This window comes from Acidovorax facilis, assembly GCF_050626955.1.
Taxonomy (GTDB): Bacteria; Pseudomonadota; Gammaproteobacteria; order Burkholderiales; family Burkholderiaceae_C; genus Acidovorax; species Acidovorax facilis.
The window spans coordinates 5452395-5470238 of record NZ_CP192460.1 but is presented as its reverse complement, the minus strand read 5'-3'; the positions used below and the strand labels follow the sequence as shown (position 1 = coordinate 5470238).

Sequence of the window (17844 nt, the reverse complement as noted above, 5' to 3'; positions counted from 1 at the left end):
GTCCGTGGTATCGGTAATTAGACCGGCTCGCCGTTCAGCCAGGTCTTCAGGATATTGGCCACAGCCACCGGGTTCTCCTTGGCCAACACGCGCGCCTCTTCCAGACGCAATTGCTCCGGCGTGGCAGGAAGCACCTCGTTTTTCTTGGCGGGCGCAGGCAGCGCCGGGCGTTCGGGCGTTTCCGACTCCACGGCATCCAGCTGGCCACCGGCCACCGGGATGGCACGGGGCTTGGCCGCCGCGCCAGTACCCTTGAGGGCCGGACGCACCAGGCCCATCAGCACCAGGGCCGCAAACAGCACCGCACCCACCGGCCAGGCAAACGATTTGGCCAGATCGATCACTTCAGGCTGCTTCCACAGCGGAATGTCGCTGGTTGGCGTCGCAGTCACCTGGAATGGTGTGTTCATGAGATTGACGGAGTCGCCGCGATCCCGGTTGAAGCCAATGGTCTCGCGCACCAGCGCCGTCATCTGCTCCAGTTGCTCGGGTGTGAGCGCCTTCGACACGGTCTTGCCCTTGTCTTCCGTGGACTGGTAGTTGACCACCACCGCTGCGCTCACCCGCTTGAGGGCACCACTGCCGCCGCGCGTGACGCGCACCGTTTTGTCAACCTCGTAATTGGTGATGGATTCGCGCTTGCTGCCGACAGCTTGGGCGCCCTGAGCCTGCTGGCCGGCGGCGGTGGGCGGCGGGTTGGCGCCATTGATGGGCGCGGCAGACGGTGCAGGGGGCTGGTTGGTCGTGGCGCCCGGCACGCCCGTGGGCAGCGGATTGCCTTGGGGGCCTGTGCTTTCCACCACCTGCTGGCTGCGGATGGCGCTGGCATCGGTGGCCAGGTTGGGCCGGTGCTGCTCGGAGGTGGATTCGGTCTGGGTGAAATCCACCTCGGCAGTCACCTGCGCCTTGACGTTGTCGCGGCCCACCACGGGCTCCAGGATGTCCAGGATGCGGCGGGTGTACTGCTGTTCGATCTGCTGCACATACAGCAGTTGCTGCGCATCCACACCGTTTCCAGCGGCGGTATCGGGCGACTGGGACAGCAGTTTGCCTGTATCGTCCAGCACGCTCACGGCGGACGGAGACAGCTCTGGCACGCTGGAAGCCACCAGGTGCACGATGCCCGCCAACTGCGCACGGTCCAGAATACGGCCCGGGTGCAGGCTCACCAGCACCGACGCCGAAGGCTTTTGCTGCTCCCTGAAAAATCCGTTCTGGTTGGGAAGCGCCAGATGCACCCGCGCACCTTGCACCGACGACAGCGCCTGGATGGAGCGCGTGAGTTCGCCCTCCAGGCCCCGCTGAAAGTTCAGGCGCTCCTGGAACTGGGTCATCCCAAATTTGCTGGATTCCATCAGTTCGAAACCCGCCACCGAACCCTTGGGCAGGCCCTGGGTGGCCAGGCGCAGGCGCACGTCGTGCACGCGGTCTGCAGGGATCAAGATGGCACCACCGCCATCGGCGTGCTTGTATGGCACATTCATCTGCGACAACTGGGCCACGATGGCACCGCCATCTTTGTCGTTCAGATTGGCAAACAGCACGCGGTAGTCAGGCTGGCGCCCCAGCACGATGGCCGCAATGGCCACCGCCACCAGCAGCGCCGCACCCGCACCCAGCCGCATGCGCTGCGCCCTGTCGAGGGCAGACAGCCGCTGCAGCCAGTTCGGGCTGGCAGGGGGGGTGAGAGGAATTTCAGCAACTGCAGACATCTTGCTTTCCAGTAGGGTGGCCCGGCAAGGACCAAAGCGTGGGGTCGATTATTCGGTCACGCCTCCAAAATGTTCGCTGGATAAGCCGCGCGTTTGGCCATCAATTCAGAGCGATGGGTCCCGGCGCGATGGCTAGGATACGCAGCATACCGCCATTCCCACGGATACAGCCATGGACCTTCGCATCTCAAGCTCTACCGCCCCGCTCACGGGCGCTGGCGTGGCGCGCCGTGCTGCAGCGCCGCAAAACGACGCCAATGACGTGGGTTTCTCGGGGGCGCTCAAAGGCGCACTGCAGTCGGTCAGCGCCGCACAAAACCGCTCTTCGAACCTGCAGACCGAGGTGCAGATGGAAAACCCTTCTGTCAGCCTCGAAGAAACCATGGTGGCGATCCAGAAGGCCCAGATCGGCTTTCAAGCCACGCTGCATGTGCGCAACCGGATGGTGCAAGCCTATACCGACATCATGAACATGCAGGTGTGATAGAGACGCCCCCCTGAGGCGCTGCGCGCCTTCCCCCAGCTCTCGCAACGCTGGGCGTTTCGGGCAGGGAGACGATGCCCTCGCTGCGGGGCGGCCCTTGCAGGGCATCCCTCGCGTGGGGCGCGCCGGTATCGGGCGGTAGGGGCCCTTCTTTCACTCCTATTTTTGTAGCATTTTGCGCTTTGTAGGCAAGCGCTATGGGCACTTTTTATCCCCAAAGACACGCCACGCTCTTGGTACCGGGGGCTGAGTGACGCATCGCTGGCCGTGGCGAGCTGGGTGCCAAGCGCCAGGAACCAGATGCTCTCAATTTAATAGCTGTTTGCGCTTGATAGACAAGCGGCATAGCCCTATTCGCCCATGAAAAAGCCGACCTCGTGGGGTCGGCTTTGTCCTGAAGTTCGGCGCACGCCTCAGTGCATCATCTGCGGCTGGCCTTCGAACAGGTGTTCAAACTGCGCCAGCCAGGGCTCAGCGAGGCAGCGAATCTGGGCATCGTTGCGCAGGATGCGCTGCATGATGCGGGTCTTCTCACGTTTGTGCTCAGGCAGCAGTTCGTGCTCTTGCGACTTGAAGCGCAACTGCTCGATCAGCACGGCGCAGGCGCCTTCATAGCGCACCACCCCATCCCAGTCCTTGAGCTTGGCGGCCTCCAGCATCTTGGCGCTGCTGTCTTCAATCGCCTTGTAATAGTCAATCAACATGTGTGACATGGTTATGCCTCCACCAGCACAGGCTGGCCAGTGGCGGCGGGCGCATCGGACGAAGCCGCGGTGCCGGTTTTCTTGATTTCGTTCCAGCCTTGGGCCACGGGCTCGATCAGGCGCATGACTTCTTGCATGATGGCGTCGTCGTTGCGGGCGTTGGCCAAGATCAGGCGGCGCATGCAGTAGTCGTACAGCGCACCCAGGTTTTCGGCCAGTTCGCCCCCATCGACCTTGTCGAGCGAGGTGCTCAGGCCCTCCTCCAGTATGCGCACGGCCTTGGAGATGGCATTGACTTTGGCCAGCACATCACCACGTGCCAGGGCGCCACGTGCCGTGGCGATGGCATTGAGGACACCTTCATACAGCAGGCTGACCAGCTGGTGCTGGTCCATCGTGTGCATGCTGGTTTCCACATTGATACGCTGGTAAGCGTTGGCTGCACGGGGGCTGTAGGCGCTGAACATGCTGACAATCCTTCCGAGGTATTACTTAAGTTATCGGCATGTGCCAGAAAAACTGAAGCCCCTGATTAACCAGTCGATTTGTTCCAGGCAGTGACCTGCTGTGAGATATACGCATTCAGGCCATTGAGGCTGCTCAGCTGGGTATCGAGTGCGTTATACCGCTGTGTGATGCGCTTTTCAAATGCCTCGACCTTCTCATTCACCCGCGTCTGGTCCTGGCTGTTGCGCTTGAGGCTCAGCTGCAAGGTGGCATCCTTGGATTTGAAGAAACCATCGTTGGAGAGCAGGTTGGTGGTCAACGCCTTCAGCTGGACGGCAATGCCATCGGCGGAGCCGCCACCGGTATTGCGGAACAGGTTTTTCACGTCGTCCGGGTTCTCGGACAGCGCCTTGGTGAGCTTGGAGGAATCAACCGCCAGGTCTCCGCCCAGCTGCTGGGTAATGCCAATGTCCGCCAACCGCTGGAAAGCACCACCCCCAGTAGTGACCGACTGGATGGCATTGCGCAGGGAGTTTTGCAGCGCTACGGCCGTCGAGTCGCCTTGCAGCAACCCTGCCGACTTGGTAGCGGCGTCGTACTTGGTGGCGTCCTGCAGCAACTGGTTGATGGCGTTGTAGGCCTTCACGAATCCATCAATGTTGGACTGGATCGCGGAGTTGTCCTTGCTCACGGTGATATCAATGGGAGCCGTCGTCACTTGCTCGGCCTTGAAGGTCACGCCCGAAATCGTAGAGGCAAACGTATTGGTGGCTGAAGACACCGCGATCCCGTTGACCGTGGCCTTGGCATCGGCGGCCGCCTGCGTGACCGTGGCACCGTTGACGAGGCGGGACAAGCCTGTGGCGTCGGTGTTGCCCGCGCTCTGGGGGTCGGTGTCGCCGTCCTCCATCACACTCAGGCGAAACCCGAACTCCTCGCCGGTGCTCTTGCTGCGCAGCAGCAAGCGCTCGCCCGACGCATCACTGAGTACCGACGCCGTTACCCCTGCATTGGCACCATTGATCTTGCTGGCCACGTCCGACAGCTTGTCGCTCGCACTGATAGTAATGTCTACGGGCTGACCGCTGCCAGGTGTGAACGACGCGGGCGCAACACTCCACTTACCCAATTCGAGGCGCAGCGTACCGGATCCGAGCGCTCCGCCCACGGGCAGCAAAGCGGCGGACGCAGTGGCCTGCGCCTTGGCAAGGCTCTGGACCTCGACACTGAACGTGGTGGGAAGCGTGCCCCCTACGGCGGTGGCGGAAACAAATTTGGAGTCGGACGACGTGGTAGCCACTCCATTCCAACCAGTCACGCTGGTGAGCTTGCCCGCTGCATCCTGCAGCGTGGACACCAGCGACTTGATCTGTCCAAAGGCAGAAATCTTGGTATTGACCGTGGCCGCTTGTAATTTCAGCGTGTCCAGGGGCCTCTTTTCCAGGGTGACCAGCTGGGAAATGATGCTCTTGACATCAAGTCCGTTCGTGCCGACGCCTGGGGATGAAATGGTTGCCATACAAACCTCCTGAACTGGTCCAACGGAAATTATGGCGCCGAACGGCGATCAAGAACGTCCGTAAACACGCCAGGAAACCCGTCTTATCCAGCGGTCCTGGCACCCGCCTTCCAAAAAGCCAAAGGGCGGCGACAGAAATCTGCCGCCGCCTGGGGTCCACCAGGGCGCTGCAACGCCCTGGCTGCCATGCCCGCCGCTTAACGCAGCAGGGCCAACACACCTTGGGGCAGCTGGTTGGCCTGGGCCACCATCGCCGTACCGGCCTGTTGCAGGATCTGGGCACGCGACAGGTTGGCCGTTTCTGCGGCGAAGTCGGCATCCAGAATACGCGAACGCGAGGAAGAAAGGTTTTCCGACGTCACTTGCAGGTTGCTGATCGACGTTTCAAAGCGCGATTGCAGAGCACCGAGCTTGGCACGCTCACCGTTGATGAAGGCCAGTGCAGAGTCCACCGTCTTCAGGGCGTTGGTGGCGTTGCTGAACGTGGTCACATCCAGGTTGGCCACGGTTTGCAGGGCAGAGCCACCGTTATCCAGCTGGTTGCTGGCCGAGGTCACAGCGAAGGACTTTTCCGAGTCCAGTGTGATGTAGCCGCCCGTGTTCACGTTCTCCACGTTGGCATCGGCAGCCAAGGTGCGAGCAGTGCCGTTGCTGGCACCTGCGGCGTCGTAGCCGGTCACCGTCACTGCAGCAGCATTGGCGTTGGTCGTATCGCCCACCACAATGTTGTTGCCAGTGGCATTGGTCAAAACGATCTGGCTACCATCAGAGCTCAGCGAGGCGTTGATGCCAGTCTTGGCGGCTTGGTCGTTGATGGCGGACACAGCTGCCGACAGGCGATCGGTACCTGTGGCCGAGGTCAGCGTGAACGACACGGTGCGTGGCGCGCCCACATTGTCGCCTTCCAGCGTCAGCGAATAGGAACCCGCTGCAGCCATGCCGCCCAGACGCACTTCCGTGCGGGCCGTGGCCGTCACACCGGTGTCGGCTTTCAGTGCGTTGATCTGGTCGGCCGTGGCCTTGGCGGTGGCGCTCACAGCCACCGTCAGCGTGCCGGTGCCCAGGTAGCCGCTGATGGCCACGGAACCGGTGGTCACACCGTTGGTGCCTGCGGTGGCCTGGGTGGCCGAGGCGCCGATACCCGAGCCATTGGAAGCCACGTTCTGGTTGTTGCCATACACGCTGGTGCGCAGGTTGCCCGTGGCAGCCACGATGGTCTGGTTGGCGTTGGCACCCACTTGGAACTGTTGCGTACCGAAGCTGCCGTCCAGCAGCTTGGAGCCGTTGAATTCCGTAGTTTGCGAGATACGGTCCAGCTCCGACACCAGCTGGCCGACTTCCTGTTGCAGGGCCTGGCGGTCGCCAGCGCTGTTGGAAGCGTTGGCCGACTGCACAGCCAGCTCACGCACACGTTGCAGGATGTCGCCCGAAGCCTTCAGCGCGCCTTCAGCGGTCTGCGCCAGGGAAATACCGTCGTTCGCATTGCGAACTGCTTGGTTCAGACCCCGGATCTGGCTGGTGAAGCGCTCGGAAATCGCCAGGCCGGCGGCGTCGTCCTTGGCGCTATTGATACGCAAGCCGGACGAGAGGCGCTGGATGGACGTGTTCAGCGAAGTCTGGCTCATGCCCAGATTGCGCTGAGCGGTCAGCGAGCTGATGTTGGTATTGATGGTGGAAGCCATTGCAAATCTCCAGAAAAGAACTGACTGAATATGGCGTTGCCGCCAGCCGGGGCGCCAGCACCGCGCTGGCCTCCTGGGTTCCCAGCGCTGCAGGCCATCTGGTGAACGGCGGGCCGCTTACGGACCGTTGCAATTGTTTTCGGGTCGCCGCCGGAAAACTTGAGGGGCAAACGCACAAGTTGTACGACTTTTTTGCCGCTTATCTCCTAAACGCCCAAAAGCAGCGTCTCCACAATTCATCCATCGTTCCCCCATTGACAGCCGGACGGGTGCGCTTGAACCGGCAAACAGATCCGTCTAGCGACGTTAAGGAGTTTCGCCATGGCAGCAACCATCAATACCAACATCAGCTCGCTGACCGCCCAGCGCAACCTGGGCACCAGCCAGATGTCGCTGAATACAGCCATCCAGCGCCTGTCGTCCGGCTTGCGTATCAACAGCGCCAAGGACGACGCCGCCGGCCTAGCGATTTCCGAGCGCTTCACCAGCCAGATCCGCGGCCTGAACCAGGCTGTTCGCAATGCGAACGACGGGATTTCTCTGGCGCAGGTGGCTGAAGGTGCAATGGGGTCGGCTGGCAACATTTTGCAGCGGGTCCGTGAACTGGCGGTGCAGTCGGCCAACGCCTCCAACAGCGCTGGCGACCGCCAGGCCCTGCAGCAGGAAGTCGGCCAATTGGTAGCTGAACTGGACCGGATTTCGCAAACCACCGAATTCAACGGCCAGAAGTTGCTGGACGGCACCTTTGGTACGCAGCAATTCCAAGTGGGTGCAAACGCCAACCAGACCATCGTGGCGGCCACAGCCAACCTGCGTACCAGCGTGTACGGCAACAACCAGAACGTCGCCTCCAACGGCTCGGGCATTGGCGCATCGGCCACCCAAGCCACCGCAGGCACCAACGGTGTGACCACCGGCTCGGTAGCCGTCAGCGGCTACCTGGGCACCGGCACCCTGACGGTGGCTGCAAGTGCTACCGCCAAAGCCACCGCCGACCAGATCAATGCCCTACAGGCCACCACTGGCGTGACCGCCACAGCCCGCACCGAAGTGCACCTGGGTGGCATGGCGGCGGCCGGGTCCTATTCGTTGACGCTGGAAGGTGACAACATCGGCAGTCCCCGCACCATTTCATTCACGCTGGTTGCAGGCACGGGGACCGACCGCCTCTCCCCTGCCGTGTCGGCCATCAATGAACAAGCGGCCAAGACCGGCATCAATGCCTCGCTCAACTCCGACGGCACGCAGATCATTCTGACCAACGCCACCGGCAACAACATCGTGATCGGCGACACGGTGAACGCCAACGCGGGTGCGGTGACCGTCACCGGCTATGACGCGGCAGGTGCCAGCAACGGCGCGACCCGGACGCTGGCCGCCGACGCGAACGTGGAATTCATCAACACCGGCGGTTACATCACGCTGGACTCCGAAAAGTCCTTCGCAGTGACCTCGGCCAGCAACCAGCTGGACAACGGGGGCTCCTCGCTGCACACCGTGGCCAACCTGGACGTGACCACCTTCACCAACGCCACCGACGCGCTCAAGACCGTAGATTCGGCCCTGGCCTTCATCAACGGTGAACGTGCCAAGCTCGGCGCCCTGCAATCGCGCTTCGAAACCAGCATCTCCAGCTTGCAGATCACGTCTGAGAACCTGTCCGCATCGCGTTCGCGCATCCAGGACGCAGACTTCGCGGCCGAAACAGCCAACCTGTCGCGTGCCCAGATCCTGCAACAGGCCGGTACGGCGATGGTGGCCCAGGCCAACCAGATCCCGCAGGGCGTGCTGTCTCTGCTCAAGTAACCTGACCAAACCACACGCTGCGCAGTGAAACAGCAACACCAAAGGGGCCCATCGGGCCCCTTTGTACATGGCACACTGCCTGCACATCCCGCTCCTTTGCTCGTAGATCGGCGCCACCGTGCACACCAAACACACCGACCAGGACGCGTCCCGCCTGCAGGCCGCACTTGCTGCCTCCGACTGGCCCCTTCTCACCCGCTTGTGCCGCCAGGTCCTGCGCAAGAACAGTCGCCACCTCAGCGCGCATCGGCTGCTGGGCTTCTCACTGAACAAGCAGCGCGAGTTCGATGCCGCCCTCAAGGCTTACCGACAGGCCTATGTGTACTGGCCTGAAGACGCCGAGCTACTCGTCAACTATGCCAACGTGCTCATTGAGCAAGCACGCAATATCGACGCCCTGCCCCTGCTGGAAAAAGTGTGCGAACTGCGCCCCCAGCAGGCCATTGGCTGGATCAAGCTGGCCGAATGCTGCTACCTGCTGACGCAACACGACAAAGGTTTTGACGCCAGCCAGAGGGCCGCCGCCCTGGCCGAGACACTGCACGACCGCGTCGCCGCACTCATGCAAAGCGCCATCCACCGGCGCGAGCTGGGCCAGGTGCGCGAGGCTGTCAAGGACTGCGAGACAGCCATCGCCCTGCGCTACAACGACCCTGGCAACTACACCAACAAGCTGTTGTTCATGCTGGCCGATCCCCAGGTGGACGCCGCGCAGCTGTCGGCGGCCGCACGGCAGTACGGCGCTGTGTTCGAGCCGCCGCTGCGCCCAGAGTGGCCCGATTTCCAGGAGCATCGGGGCTCGCCATGGCGACGCCTGAAGATCGGCTTCCTCTCCCCCGACTTCCGGGTGCACTCGGTGATGTACTTTGTGGAGGGTCTGCTGGCGCAACTGGATCGACGGCAGTTTGAGGTTTTCGCTTTCTATCTGTTCCCGCGGGACGATCACGTCACCGAGCGCGTCCAGCGCCATGCCGACCATTTTGTGCCCTTGGCCGGTTTCAGCCCGCAGCAGCAGGCCGAGGCCATTCGCGCGCAGGGCATCGACATCCTGATCGACCTGGCGGGCCACACCGGCAACAACGGCCTGCTGACGCTGGCCCATAAGGCGGCCCCGGTGCAAGTGTCATGGCTGGGGTTCCCGGCCACCACCGGGCTTACGGCCGTGGACTACAAGTTCACCGACGAGATCACCGACCCGCCCGGTGCAGAGGCGCAGTACACCGAGCAGCTCTACCGCTTGCCCACGCTGTTTGCCTGCTACCGCCCCATGAGCCGCAACCCGCTGTGGCGCTACCAGCCGCGCTACCAGGTGCGCCCGGCGCCCGCGCTCGCCAACGGCTTCATCACCTTTGGCTCGTGCAACAACTTGGGCAAGCTCACCGACGACGTGCTGGCCCTGTGGGGCCAGGTACTGGCTGCGGTGCCGGGTTCGCGCCTGCTCATAGAGGGCAAGAACCTGGACCGGCCGGACTTTGCCAACGCCTACCGCCAACGCTGCGAGCGCCTGGGCCTGCCGCCGGCGCAGGTAGACCTGGTGGCGCAGCGCACCGACAACCAGTACCTCACCTACCACCGCATCGACATTGCGCTCGACCCCTTCCCGCTCACGGGCGGCACCACCACCTTCGACGTGTTGTGGATGGGCCTGCCCATCGTGTCGATGGTGGGCGAAAGCTTCAAGAGCCGCATGGGCGTGGGCCTGCTGGCCTACCTGGGCCGCACCGAATGGCTGGCCGAGACGCCCGAGGACTATGTGCGCATCGCCGCCGGCCTGGCGGCCGACGCGCAGGCGCTGAACACCCTGCGGCAAGGGCTGCGCGCCGAGGTGGAGGCCTCCGCCCTGATGCGCGAGGACATCTTCAACCACCACTTTGCCGAGGGCCTGCGTGTGATGTGGCTGCAGTGGCTGGCCCGCGCTGAACACCCGGAAGACCCCGACGCCCAGGCCCAGGCGATCCAGGACTGGCTGCCCCAGCTGCCCGAGGCCTGGACCCAGCCACCCGTTCCCGGCGTGGGCCTGAAGCCCGGCCAGCGCGTGAGTCTGCACGAGGCCCATCAGCGCCTGCAGGACCTGGTGGACAAGGCCAAGGCCGCCCCGCCCCCCACACCCGCCACCGGCACCGACGCCAGCGAGGGCCCGGCCCTCAAGGACCGCCACTGGATCGTCGTGACCGAGCTGGCCGAAACCGTGCTCAGCGCCGTTCCCAACGACCCTGTGGCCCTGGCCTGCCTGGCCGAGGTAGAACATGCCCATGGCCACACCGAATTTGCCGTGACCTATTTGCGGCATGCCACGCAGGCAATGGGCCTGGGTTCCGGTTCCGCAGCCTGAAGCGCTCGGAGCCTGGACACAGGGATTGCCCCGTTCAGGCAAATGCTTCAAATTTCATAGCTACTAGCGCTTATCCCAAAAGCGCTAGCCGGTGTTTTTAATCAGATTTTCATTCCAAGGGGCGCGCCATCACCCCTTGCGGCGCAGAAACCCGTGCGGCGCCACCGTAACCTGCAGGCGCTGCTCCATCTCGGCGTCGATCTCGAACTCGGCGTGCCCGGCCAGCCACTGGTGCACCGCCGTCTTGGGGTTGTTGCCCACGTCCCAGGGGCGGTCGGTAAAAAACTTGGGCGGCATGTCTTCCACAAAGGTGTCGAACACCACGCAGTAGCTGCCGGGGGTGACCAGCGGCGCGTAGGCGTTGAGTTCACCCAGCACATGGTCGTGCGTGTGCATGGAGTCGAGGCACACCAGAACGCGCTGGTAGCCCTGGGCAAACTCGTGCACCTGCTGCACCACCTCGGGCGCAACGGCAGATCCCTGGATCATCGCGATGCGGCTGGCCATGGGGTGGGATTCGATGGCGGCACGGTTGTGGGCGCGGATGTCGATGTCCACGCCCAGCACCTTGCGGCGCGAGGCGCGCGGGTCCATCGTGGTGCCCGCCTCGATGGCGTCGCTCATGTCCAGCAGCGCCAGCAGCGAGGCGCTGAGCACCAGTGAGCCACCGTGCGCGATGCCGGTCTCGATGATGAGGTCCGGCCGCACGCGCCACACCAGCTCCTGCATCGCCACCATGTCCTGCGGGTACTGGATGATGGGCCGGCCCATCCAGTCGAAGTTGTAGACGTACTGCCGCTGCATCGAAGCCTGCAGCCAGTCGCGTGACAGGGTCTGGAACGCGGTGTCCTGGGCATAGCGGGCGAGGCGGTCGCGGCGCTCCTGGGCAAATTGGTCAACGGGGTTCATGGCGGGGTTACTCCAACAGGATCGGTCACAACGGAAGCGTCGTTCAGCAAAAGGTCATCGGCCAGCACGGCGCGGGGTGCCACACCCCATTCACCCCGCAGGCGTTGCACGTTGATAGGGGGAAACGCCTGCAGCGGGGCCTGGGCATCCACCTCCACGGTGCAGCCCGTGCGCGCCTGCAACCAGGCCAGCCACTGGGCGTGCAGGGTCTGTCGGCCGCTGGCCACGTTGTAGGTGGCAGCGCGGCCCGCCAGCGCAATGCGCGGCAGCCATTCCAGCAGGTCGTCCACATGCACATAGTCCTTGGCGGACTGCGGATCGGAGCGCAGCACGATGTGGCCCGCCCGCGCCTGGCCCACCAGGTCGGCCACCAGGTTGCCGGAGGCCGCGTCCATGCCCGGCCCGACCACGTTGGACAGGCGCGCCACGCGCACCCCGGGGCGCCCGCAGGCATGGCACAGCGATTCGCCGGTGAGCTTGGTCAGGTTGTACAGGTATGACGGGTCACCCGGCAGCACGGACAGCGGGGCGTCCTCGTGCGTGGAGGCCGCCCCCATGTAGACGCGGGTGGATGACAGGTAAAGCAGCGAATCGAACTGCGCGCGCCGCAGCACCTCGGCCAGCAGGCCCACATGGGCGTCCACCGTGTCGAACGGGCGCGCGCGAAAGTCGGCGGTGAGCCCCACGCAATAGATCAGATGGCCCAGCGGCCGGGTGAACACCTCGGCATCGCCGCGCAAAGGCGCCCACACCGTGTGGCCCTGGGCCTGCAGATGCGCCACCAGGCGGCTGCCGATGTAGCCCGTGGCGCCCAGCACGGTGAAGGCGGAAGGGGGCAGGCCCGTCACCGGCGCTCCCCCACGGCCGCCAGCGGCTGGCCCGCATACACGGTGTACGCCAGCAGCTCACCGCGCACGATGGAGCCCGCGCCCACCACGCAGCCGCGCCGCAGCACGGCGCCGTCGAGCAGCACGCAGTTGGCGCCGATCCATACGTCGTCCTCGATCACGATGCCGCCCTTGCTGGGCAGAAAACCCTGCTCGCGGATCAAGCGGCTGCGGTCGGCATAGGCATGGTTGACCGGCGCAAAGGTGCAGTTGGCGGCAATCGCCACGTAATTTCCAATGTGGATGCCGTTGCCGGTGTAGAGCACGCAGCCCGCGTTGATGACCACATGTTCGCCCACCACCAGGTCGCCGCTGCCGCCCGCAGGCTTGACCTTGACGAAGCTGTCGATCACCGAATGTGCGCCCACCACGATGCGCGTGCCGCGCACCGAGTCTTCGATGTCGGCCAAGTGCGAAACCTTGGCGGTGGGGTGCAGCTCGATCACCTAGAACACCTCCAGGCGCGGCACGGCCACCACCATCTGCGCGCCCCAGCTGCGCGTGTAGTCCAGCTGGTCGGCCACCTCGCTGCGCAGGTTCCAGGGCAGGATCAGGATGCGCTGCGGCTTGTGGGCGCGCAGGTGCGCCTCGCTAACCACGGGGATGTGGCTGCCCGGCAGGTACTGGCCCTGCTTGGCGGGGTTCTTGTCCACGGCATAAGGCAGCAGATCGGGCCGCACACCCGCAAAATTGAGCAGGGTGTTGCCCTTGGCGGCCGCGCCGTAGGCGCCCACGGTGATGCCGTCGGCCTGGCATTGCAGCAAAAACGTGAGCAGCTCGCGCTTAACCCTTATGGCCTGGGCCTGGAAGTCGCTGTAAAAACCGGCACCCAGCATGCCCGCCGCTGTCTCGTTGGCCAGCAGTTGCTGCACGCGGGCGGCGCCTTCGGTCGTGGCCTGAGGGTGGCCGGGAGCGTCGGCGCGGGCGGCAAACACCCGCAGGCTGCCGCCGTGCGTGGGCAGCTCTTGCACGTCGATCACCACCAGGCCGTTGGCCGCAAAAATGCGCTGCACCGCCGTGAGCGACAAATACGAGTAATGCTCGTGGTACGCCGTGTCAAACTGGCACCCCTCCACCATGCGCAGCAGGTGCGGAAACTCGAAGGTGGCCACGCCATGGGGCTTGAGCAGGCGCGTGAAGCCGCCCACAAAGTCGTTGATGTCGGGCACATGGGCCAGCACGTTGTTGGCGGCGATCAGGTCGGCCTGGCGGCCGGCGGCAGCCAGCTCATCGGCCAGCGCCACGCCGAAGAAGCGCTCGACCACCTCGATGCCCTTGGCACGTGCTGCGGCTGCGGTGCTGGCCGTGGGCTCCACGCCGTAGCAGGGGATGCCGGCCGCCTGCACGTACTGCAGCAGGTAGCCGTCGTTGGAAGCGACCTCGACCACGCGGCTGGCGGCGGTGAGGCCCAGGCGCTCACGCATCGCCTCGACATAGGCCTGGGCATGGGCCAGCCACGACGAGGAGAACGAACTGAAATACGCGTAGTCGTCGGTGAACAGCGCCTCGCGCCCGGCGTGGTCTTCGGTCTGCACCAGCCAGCAGGTTTCGCACACCAAGAGGCGCAGGGGGAACCAGGTTTCGGGCGCGCGCAACGCGGCCTCGCTCAGGTAGGCATTGGACGGGGGCGCGCTGCCCAGGTCCAGGAACGGCAGTCGCAGCGGGTTGCCGCAGTGTCGGCACTTCACAGGCGCACTCCTTCGAATTCTTCGGTCATCCAGGGCTGGCCTGCGTCGCGGGGCGACATTTGCCCCACCGGCAGGGGCCAAGCCACGGCCAGGCGCGGGTCCAGCGGGTGCAGCCCCGCTTCGGCGGCAGGCGCATAGGCCGCAGAGTGGCAATACAGCAGCTCGGCATGGTCGGTCAGCGCCTGGAAGCCGTGGGCAAAACCGGGCGGCATCAGCAGCGCGTTGCCGTTGTCTGCGGATAAATGCTCGGCATGCCACTGCAAAAAGGTGGGCGAGCCCTGGCGCAGGTCCACGGCCACATCCCAGACCTCGCCACGCAGGCAGGTCACCAATTTCATCTCGGCGTGCGGCGGCTTTTGGTAGTGCATGCCACGCACGGAGCCTTGGAGGGCTGTGTAGCTCTGGTTGATCTGGGCGATGGGCGCCGTCCAGCCCGCGCCCGCTAATTCCTCGGCGCAGAACAGGCGCGCAAAAAAGCCGCGCTCGTCCACCAGCGGCTGGCGCTGAACACGGAAAAGCCCAGCCAGCGGCAGTGGCGCCAGGGCCAGTCGGCTCATGGGCGCGCCTCCCAGGCGTCGATGTCGGCCAGGCACAGCGCGCGAGCGTCGGCGCCACCGTGTTGCTGGCGGTACCAGTTCATGGTGCGGGCCACAGCGGTATTCAGCGACCAGTGCGGGGCCACGCCCAGCACCTGGCGGGCATGGGCGGTTTCGAGCGCGAGCCAGCCGGCTTCGTGCGGACCTTCGCTCTCGTTTTCATAGCTAGTAGCGCTTGCTGGATAGGCGGTGGAGGCCAATTCAATGACATTTTTGACCGTGGCCGCCTCGTGGGGCAGCGGGCCAAAGTTGTAGGCACCGGCCAAGGCGGGAGATTCCCACAGGCGCTGGGCCAGACGCAGGTAGGCGGCCAGCGGCTCCAGCACATGCTGCCAGGGGCGCGTGGCCTGGGGGCGGCGGATGTGCAAGGTTGCGCCCTTTTCCCAGGCGCGCACGGCGTCGGGCAGCAGGCGGTCTTGGGCCCAGTCGCCGCCGCCAATCACGTTGCCCGCGCGCGCGGTGGCCACGGCGATGCCCTGTGCGGCCAGGAAAGAATCGCGGTAGCTGGCGGTGACCAGCTCGGTGGCGGCCTTGCTGGCGCTATAGGGGTCGTGCCCGCCCAGGGGGTCGTCCTCGCGGTAGGGGTAGGCCCATTCGCGGTTGCGGTAGACCTTGTCGGTGGTGACCACCACGGCCACGCGCACGCCAGCCAGGCCGCGCAGGGCATCGAGCAGATGTGCCGTGCCCATGACGTTGGTGGAAAAGGTGTCGAGCGGCGCCGCGTAGCCGGGCCGCACCAGCGCCTGCGCAGCCAGGTGCAGCACGACCTCGGGCCGGGCGGCGCGCACGCGCATGGCCAGGGCCTGGGGGCTGCGGATGTCGCAGAAATGGCTCTCCATGGCCTGGCTCGTCTGCCCCAGCTGGGCCAGGGTGAAGAGATTGGGCTCAGTGGCGGGCGGCAGCGCCACGCCGGTCACCTGCGCGCCCAGGCGCTGCAGCCACAGGGCCAGCCAGGCACCTTTGAAGCCGGTGTGGCCGGTGATCAACACGCGTTTGCCGCGCCAGAAGTCGGGATCAGGGCGCATCGGGGTTACCAGCACTTCCAGGGTGCGCGGCCCGATTGCCACAGGTCTTCGAGCAGGTTCTTCTCGCGCAGCGTGTCCATCGGCTGCCAAAAGCCCGTGTGTTCAAAGGCGCGCAGCTGGCCGCTGGTGGCCAGGCGGGCCATGGGTTCCAGCTCCCAGCTGGTGGCGTCGCCGTCGATGTAGTCGATGACCTCGGGCTGCAGCACAAAAAAGCCGCCGTTGATCCAGCCGCCGTCGCCACGCGGTTTTTCCTCGAACCCGGCCACGGTCTCGCCGTCACGCACCAGCGCGCCGTAGCGCCCCGGGGGCTGCACGGCCGTCACCGTGGCTTGGCGGCCATGGGCGCGGTGGAAGGCAAACTGCGCGGTCATGTCCAGGTCGGCCACGCCGTCGCCATAGGTAAAGCAGAAGGGCTCGCCTTCGGGCAGGTATTCCTGCACCCTGCGCAGGCGCCCGCCCGTCATGGTGCTTTCGCCGGTGTCCACCAGCGTCACGCGCCAAGGCTCGGCGTGGCGGTGGTGAACTTCCATGCGGTTGTTGGCCATGTCAAAGGTCACGTCCGACATGTGCAGGAAGTAGTTGGCGAAATACTCTTTGATCACGTAGCCCCGGTAACCCAGGCAGATGATGAAATCGTTGACGCCATGGGCGGCGTACATCTTCATGATGTGCCAAAGGATGGGCCGCCCACCGATCTCGATCATGGGCTTGGGACGCAGGTGCGACTCTTCCGAGATGCGGGTTCCCAGCCCCCCCGCGAGCAGTACGGCTTTCATGCCCGCAGCATAGTGCAGCCCCTGCGCCGCCAAAAGGCCCTGTCACTGTGGAAATACGGGCCAAATGCAGGGATTGACACCGCGCGCAGATGGAGATGGGTGCAAACAATTGGAATATCGCTATATTTTATATAGCAACAAACCTTCTACCACCAAGCGACATAGGCATTTTTTCACATAATCCGCGCCCCAGGACAACCGTCAAAACTCCGGCAAAAGAGGCAAAGGTGTGGCGCTGGCGCCATTTCCCGAAGAAGGCCTGTGTTGATGGCGCTCTTGAGTGCATTCCACACTCATCAATCCGATACATTTACAGTAACCTTCGGTAAGCCGCGTTGCCAGCGGCTCCGCCCGCCCACTTGTTTAGCCCCGGCTGCCGCCCAACACGTCTACAGCATGTTCGTCATCATTGGTTACGTTGTCTGCCTAGGCTGCATCTTCGGCGTGTACATCGTGCACGGGGGGAACATCAGTGTGATCCTGAAGGCCCTCCCCTTCGAGATCGTCACCATTCTGGGCGGCGCACTGGGCGCCTTCGTGGTGAACAACCAACCCAAGGTGATCAAGGCCACCCTGGCGGCCATTCCGATGGCACTCAAGGGCTCCAAGTACACCAAGGCCCGTTACATGGAGCTGATGGCCATGCTCTATGACATCCTGCAAAAGGCCCGCAAGGAAGGGCTGATGGCCATCGAAAAGGATGTGGAAGCGCCCCACGAGTCCGAGATCTTCAAGAAGTACCCCACCGTGGGCAGCGACCACCATGTGATCGAGTTCACCACCGACTACCTGCGCATGATGGTGTCGGGCAACCTCAACTCCCACGAGATCGAAGCGCTGATGGACAGCGAGATCGACACCCACCACCAGGAAGCCCACGCCCCCGTGGCCGCGCTGGCCCGCCTGGCCGGTGCCCTGCCTGCCTTCGGGATCGTGGCCGCCGTGCTGGGCGTGGTGAACACCATGGGCTCGGTGGGCCAGCCGCCCTCGGTGCTGGGCGGCATGATCGGCTCGGCGCTGGTGGGCACGTTCCTCGGGATCTTGCTGGCTTATGGCGTGGTGGAGCCCCTGGGCGGCCTCGTCGAGCAAAAGACGGAGGATGCTGCCAAGGAATTGCAGTGCATCAAGTCCACCCTGCTGGCCAGCATGCAGGGCTACAACCCCGCCACGGCCATCGAATTTGGTCGCAAGGTGCTTTTCTCCAGCGTCCGCCCCAGCTTTACCGAGCTGGAGGGGCATGTGAAAGGCAAGAAGTAGCGACGTCCGCGCCGCGAAAC

16 protein-coding genes are annotated in these 17844 nt (G+C 64.4%); 4 read left to right on the top strand and 12 right to left on the bottom strand.

The genetic code is table 11. The features are described from left to right. Positions 1 to 17: 17 nt before the first annotated feature. Positions 18 to 1712 (bottom strand): flagellar basal-body MS-ring/collar protein FliF, encoded by a 1695-nt coding sequence (fliF, locus tag ACQ4MJ_RS25200; RefSeq protein ID WP_431150850.1) that lies wholly within the window; start codon positions 1710 to 1712, stop codon positions 18 to 20. 172 nt (positions 1713 to 1884) lie between these two features. Between fliF and fliE the strand changes: the two genes are divergently transcribed. Beyond that, complete coding sequence (fliE, locus tag ACQ4MJ_RS25195; RefSeq protein WP_055398288.1) at positions 1885 to 2196, top strand: flagellar hook-basal body complex protein FliE; 312 nt, start codon at positions 1885 to 1887, stop codon at positions 2194 to 2196. A 413-nt stretch (positions 2197 to 2609) separates the two neighbouring features. Here fliE and ACQ4MJ_RS25190 read toward each other — a convergent pair whose 3' ends face one another. The 4 genes from ACQ4MJ_RS25190 to ACQ4MJ_RS25175 all read right to left on the bottom strand — a co-directional run bounded on the left by ACQ4MJ_RS25190 (position 2610) and on the right by ACQ4MJ_RS25175 (position 6548). Then, complete coding sequence (locus ACQ4MJ_RS25190; protein ID WP_010466046.1) at positions 2610 to 2909, bottom strand: flagellar protein FliT; 300 nt, start codon at positions 2907 to 2909, stop codon at positions 2610 to 2612. Positions 2910 to 2911: 2 nt separating this feature from the next. Continuing rightward, the gene (gene fliS / locus ACQ4MJ_RS25185; RefSeq protein WP_055398289.1) at positions 2912 to 3367 is read right to left on the bottom strand and encodes a flagellar export chaperone FliS; all 456 of its coding nucleotides are present in this window, start codon (positions 3365 to 3367) and stop codon (positions 2912 to 2914) included. Between the two features lie 65 nt (positions 3368 to 3432). After that, the gene (fliD, locus tag ACQ4MJ_RS25180) at positions 3433 to 4866 is read right to left on the bottom strand and encodes a flagellar filament capping protein FliD (RefSeq protein WP_431150851.1); all 1434 of its coding nucleotides are present in this window, start codon (positions 4864 to 4866) and stop codon (positions 3433 to 3435) included. A 197-nt stretch (positions 4867 to 5063) separates the two neighbouring features. Further along, on the bottom strand, positions 5064 to 6548 hold the full coding sequence (locus tag ACQ4MJ_RS25175) for a flagellin (RefSeq protein ID WP_431150852.1): 1485 nt from the start codon (positions 6546 to 6548) through the stop codon (positions 5064 to 5066). 321 nt (positions 6549 to 6869) lie between these two features. On the opposite strand from ACQ4MJ_RS25175, the gene ACQ4MJ_RS25170 reads away from it, so the two are divergent. Further along, positions 6870 to 8354: a flagellin gene (locus tag ACQ4MJ_RS25170; protein ID WP_431150853.1), complete on the top strand. Its 1485-nt coding sequence runs from the start codon at positions 6870 to 6872 to the stop codon at positions 8352 to 8354. Between the two features lie 118 nt (positions 8355 to 8472). Next, on the top strand, positions 8473 to 10686 hold the full coding sequence (locus ACQ4MJ_RS25165) for an acetylglucosamine transferase (protein WP_431150854.1): 2214 nt from the start codon (positions 8473 to 8475) through the stop codon (positions 10684 to 10686). 129 nt (positions 10687 to 10815) lie between these two features. Here ACQ4MJ_RS25165 and ACQ4MJ_RS25160 read toward each other — a convergent pair whose 3' ends face one another. From ACQ4MJ_RS25160 to rfbF, 7 genes are read right to left on the bottom strand one after another with little or no spacing between them, the layout of a single operon-like run. Then, entirely contained in the window at positions 10816 to 11595 is a 780-nt protein-coding gene (locus tag ACQ4MJ_RS25160) for a cephalosporin hydroxylase family protein (RefSeq protein WP_431150855.1), read from the bottom strand. Further along, positions 11592 to 12443, bottom strand: coding sequence for an NAD-dependent epimerase/dehydratase family protein (locus tag ACQ4MJ_RS25155; protein WP_431150857.1), 852 nt, complete (start codon positions 12441 to 12443; stop codon positions 11592 to 11594). The genes ACQ4MJ_RS25160 and ACQ4MJ_RS25155 overlap by 4 nt, the downstream gene beginning before the upstream one ends. Next, entirely contained in the window at positions 12440 to 12928 is a 489-nt protein-coding gene (locus ACQ4MJ_RS25150) for an acyltransferase (protein ID WP_063461651.1), read from the bottom strand. Before ACQ4MJ_RS25150 ends, ACQ4MJ_RS25155 begins: the two co-directional genes overlap by 4 nt. Next, entirely contained in the window at positions 12929 to 14170 is a 1242-nt protein-coding gene (locus ACQ4MJ_RS25145) for a methyltransferase domain-containing protein (RefSeq protein ID WP_431150858.1), read from the bottom strand. Then, complete coding sequence (locus ACQ4MJ_RS25140) at positions 14167 to 14727, bottom strand: dTDP-4-dehydrorhamnose 3,5-epimerase family protein (RefSeq protein ID WP_431150860.1); 561 nt, start codon at positions 14725 to 14727, stop codon at positions 14167 to 14169. Before ACQ4MJ_RS25140 ends, ACQ4MJ_RS25145 begins: the two co-directional genes overlap by 4 nt. Further along, complete coding sequence (rfbG, locus tag ACQ4MJ_RS25135; RefSeq protein WP_431150861.1) at positions 14724 to 15791, bottom strand: CDP-glucose 4,6-dehydratase; 1068 nt, start codon at positions 15789 to 15791, stop codon at positions 14724 to 14726. The genes ACQ4MJ_RS25140 and rfbG overlap by 4 nt, the downstream gene beginning before the upstream one ends. A 5-nt stretch (positions 15792 to 15796) precedes the next feature. Further along, positions 15797 to 16567, bottom strand: a complete 771-nt coding sequence (gene rfbF / locus ACQ4MJ_RS25130) for a glucose-1-phosphate cytidylyltransferase (RefSeq protein WP_218301575.1) — start codon at positions 16565 to 16567, stop codon at positions 15797 to 15799. Between the two features lie 396 nt (positions 16568 to 16963). On the opposite strand from rfbF, the gene motA reads away from it, so the two are divergent. After that, positions 16964 to 17824 carry a flagellar motor stator protein MotA gene (gene motA / locus ACQ4MJ_RS25125; protein ID WP_055398297.1) on the top strand — a complete coding sequence of 287 codons (861 nt, stop codon included), beginning with the start codon at positions 16964 to 16966 and terminating at the stop codon, positions 17822 to 17824. The last annotated feature ends 20 nt before the right edge of the window (positions 17825 to 17844 follow it).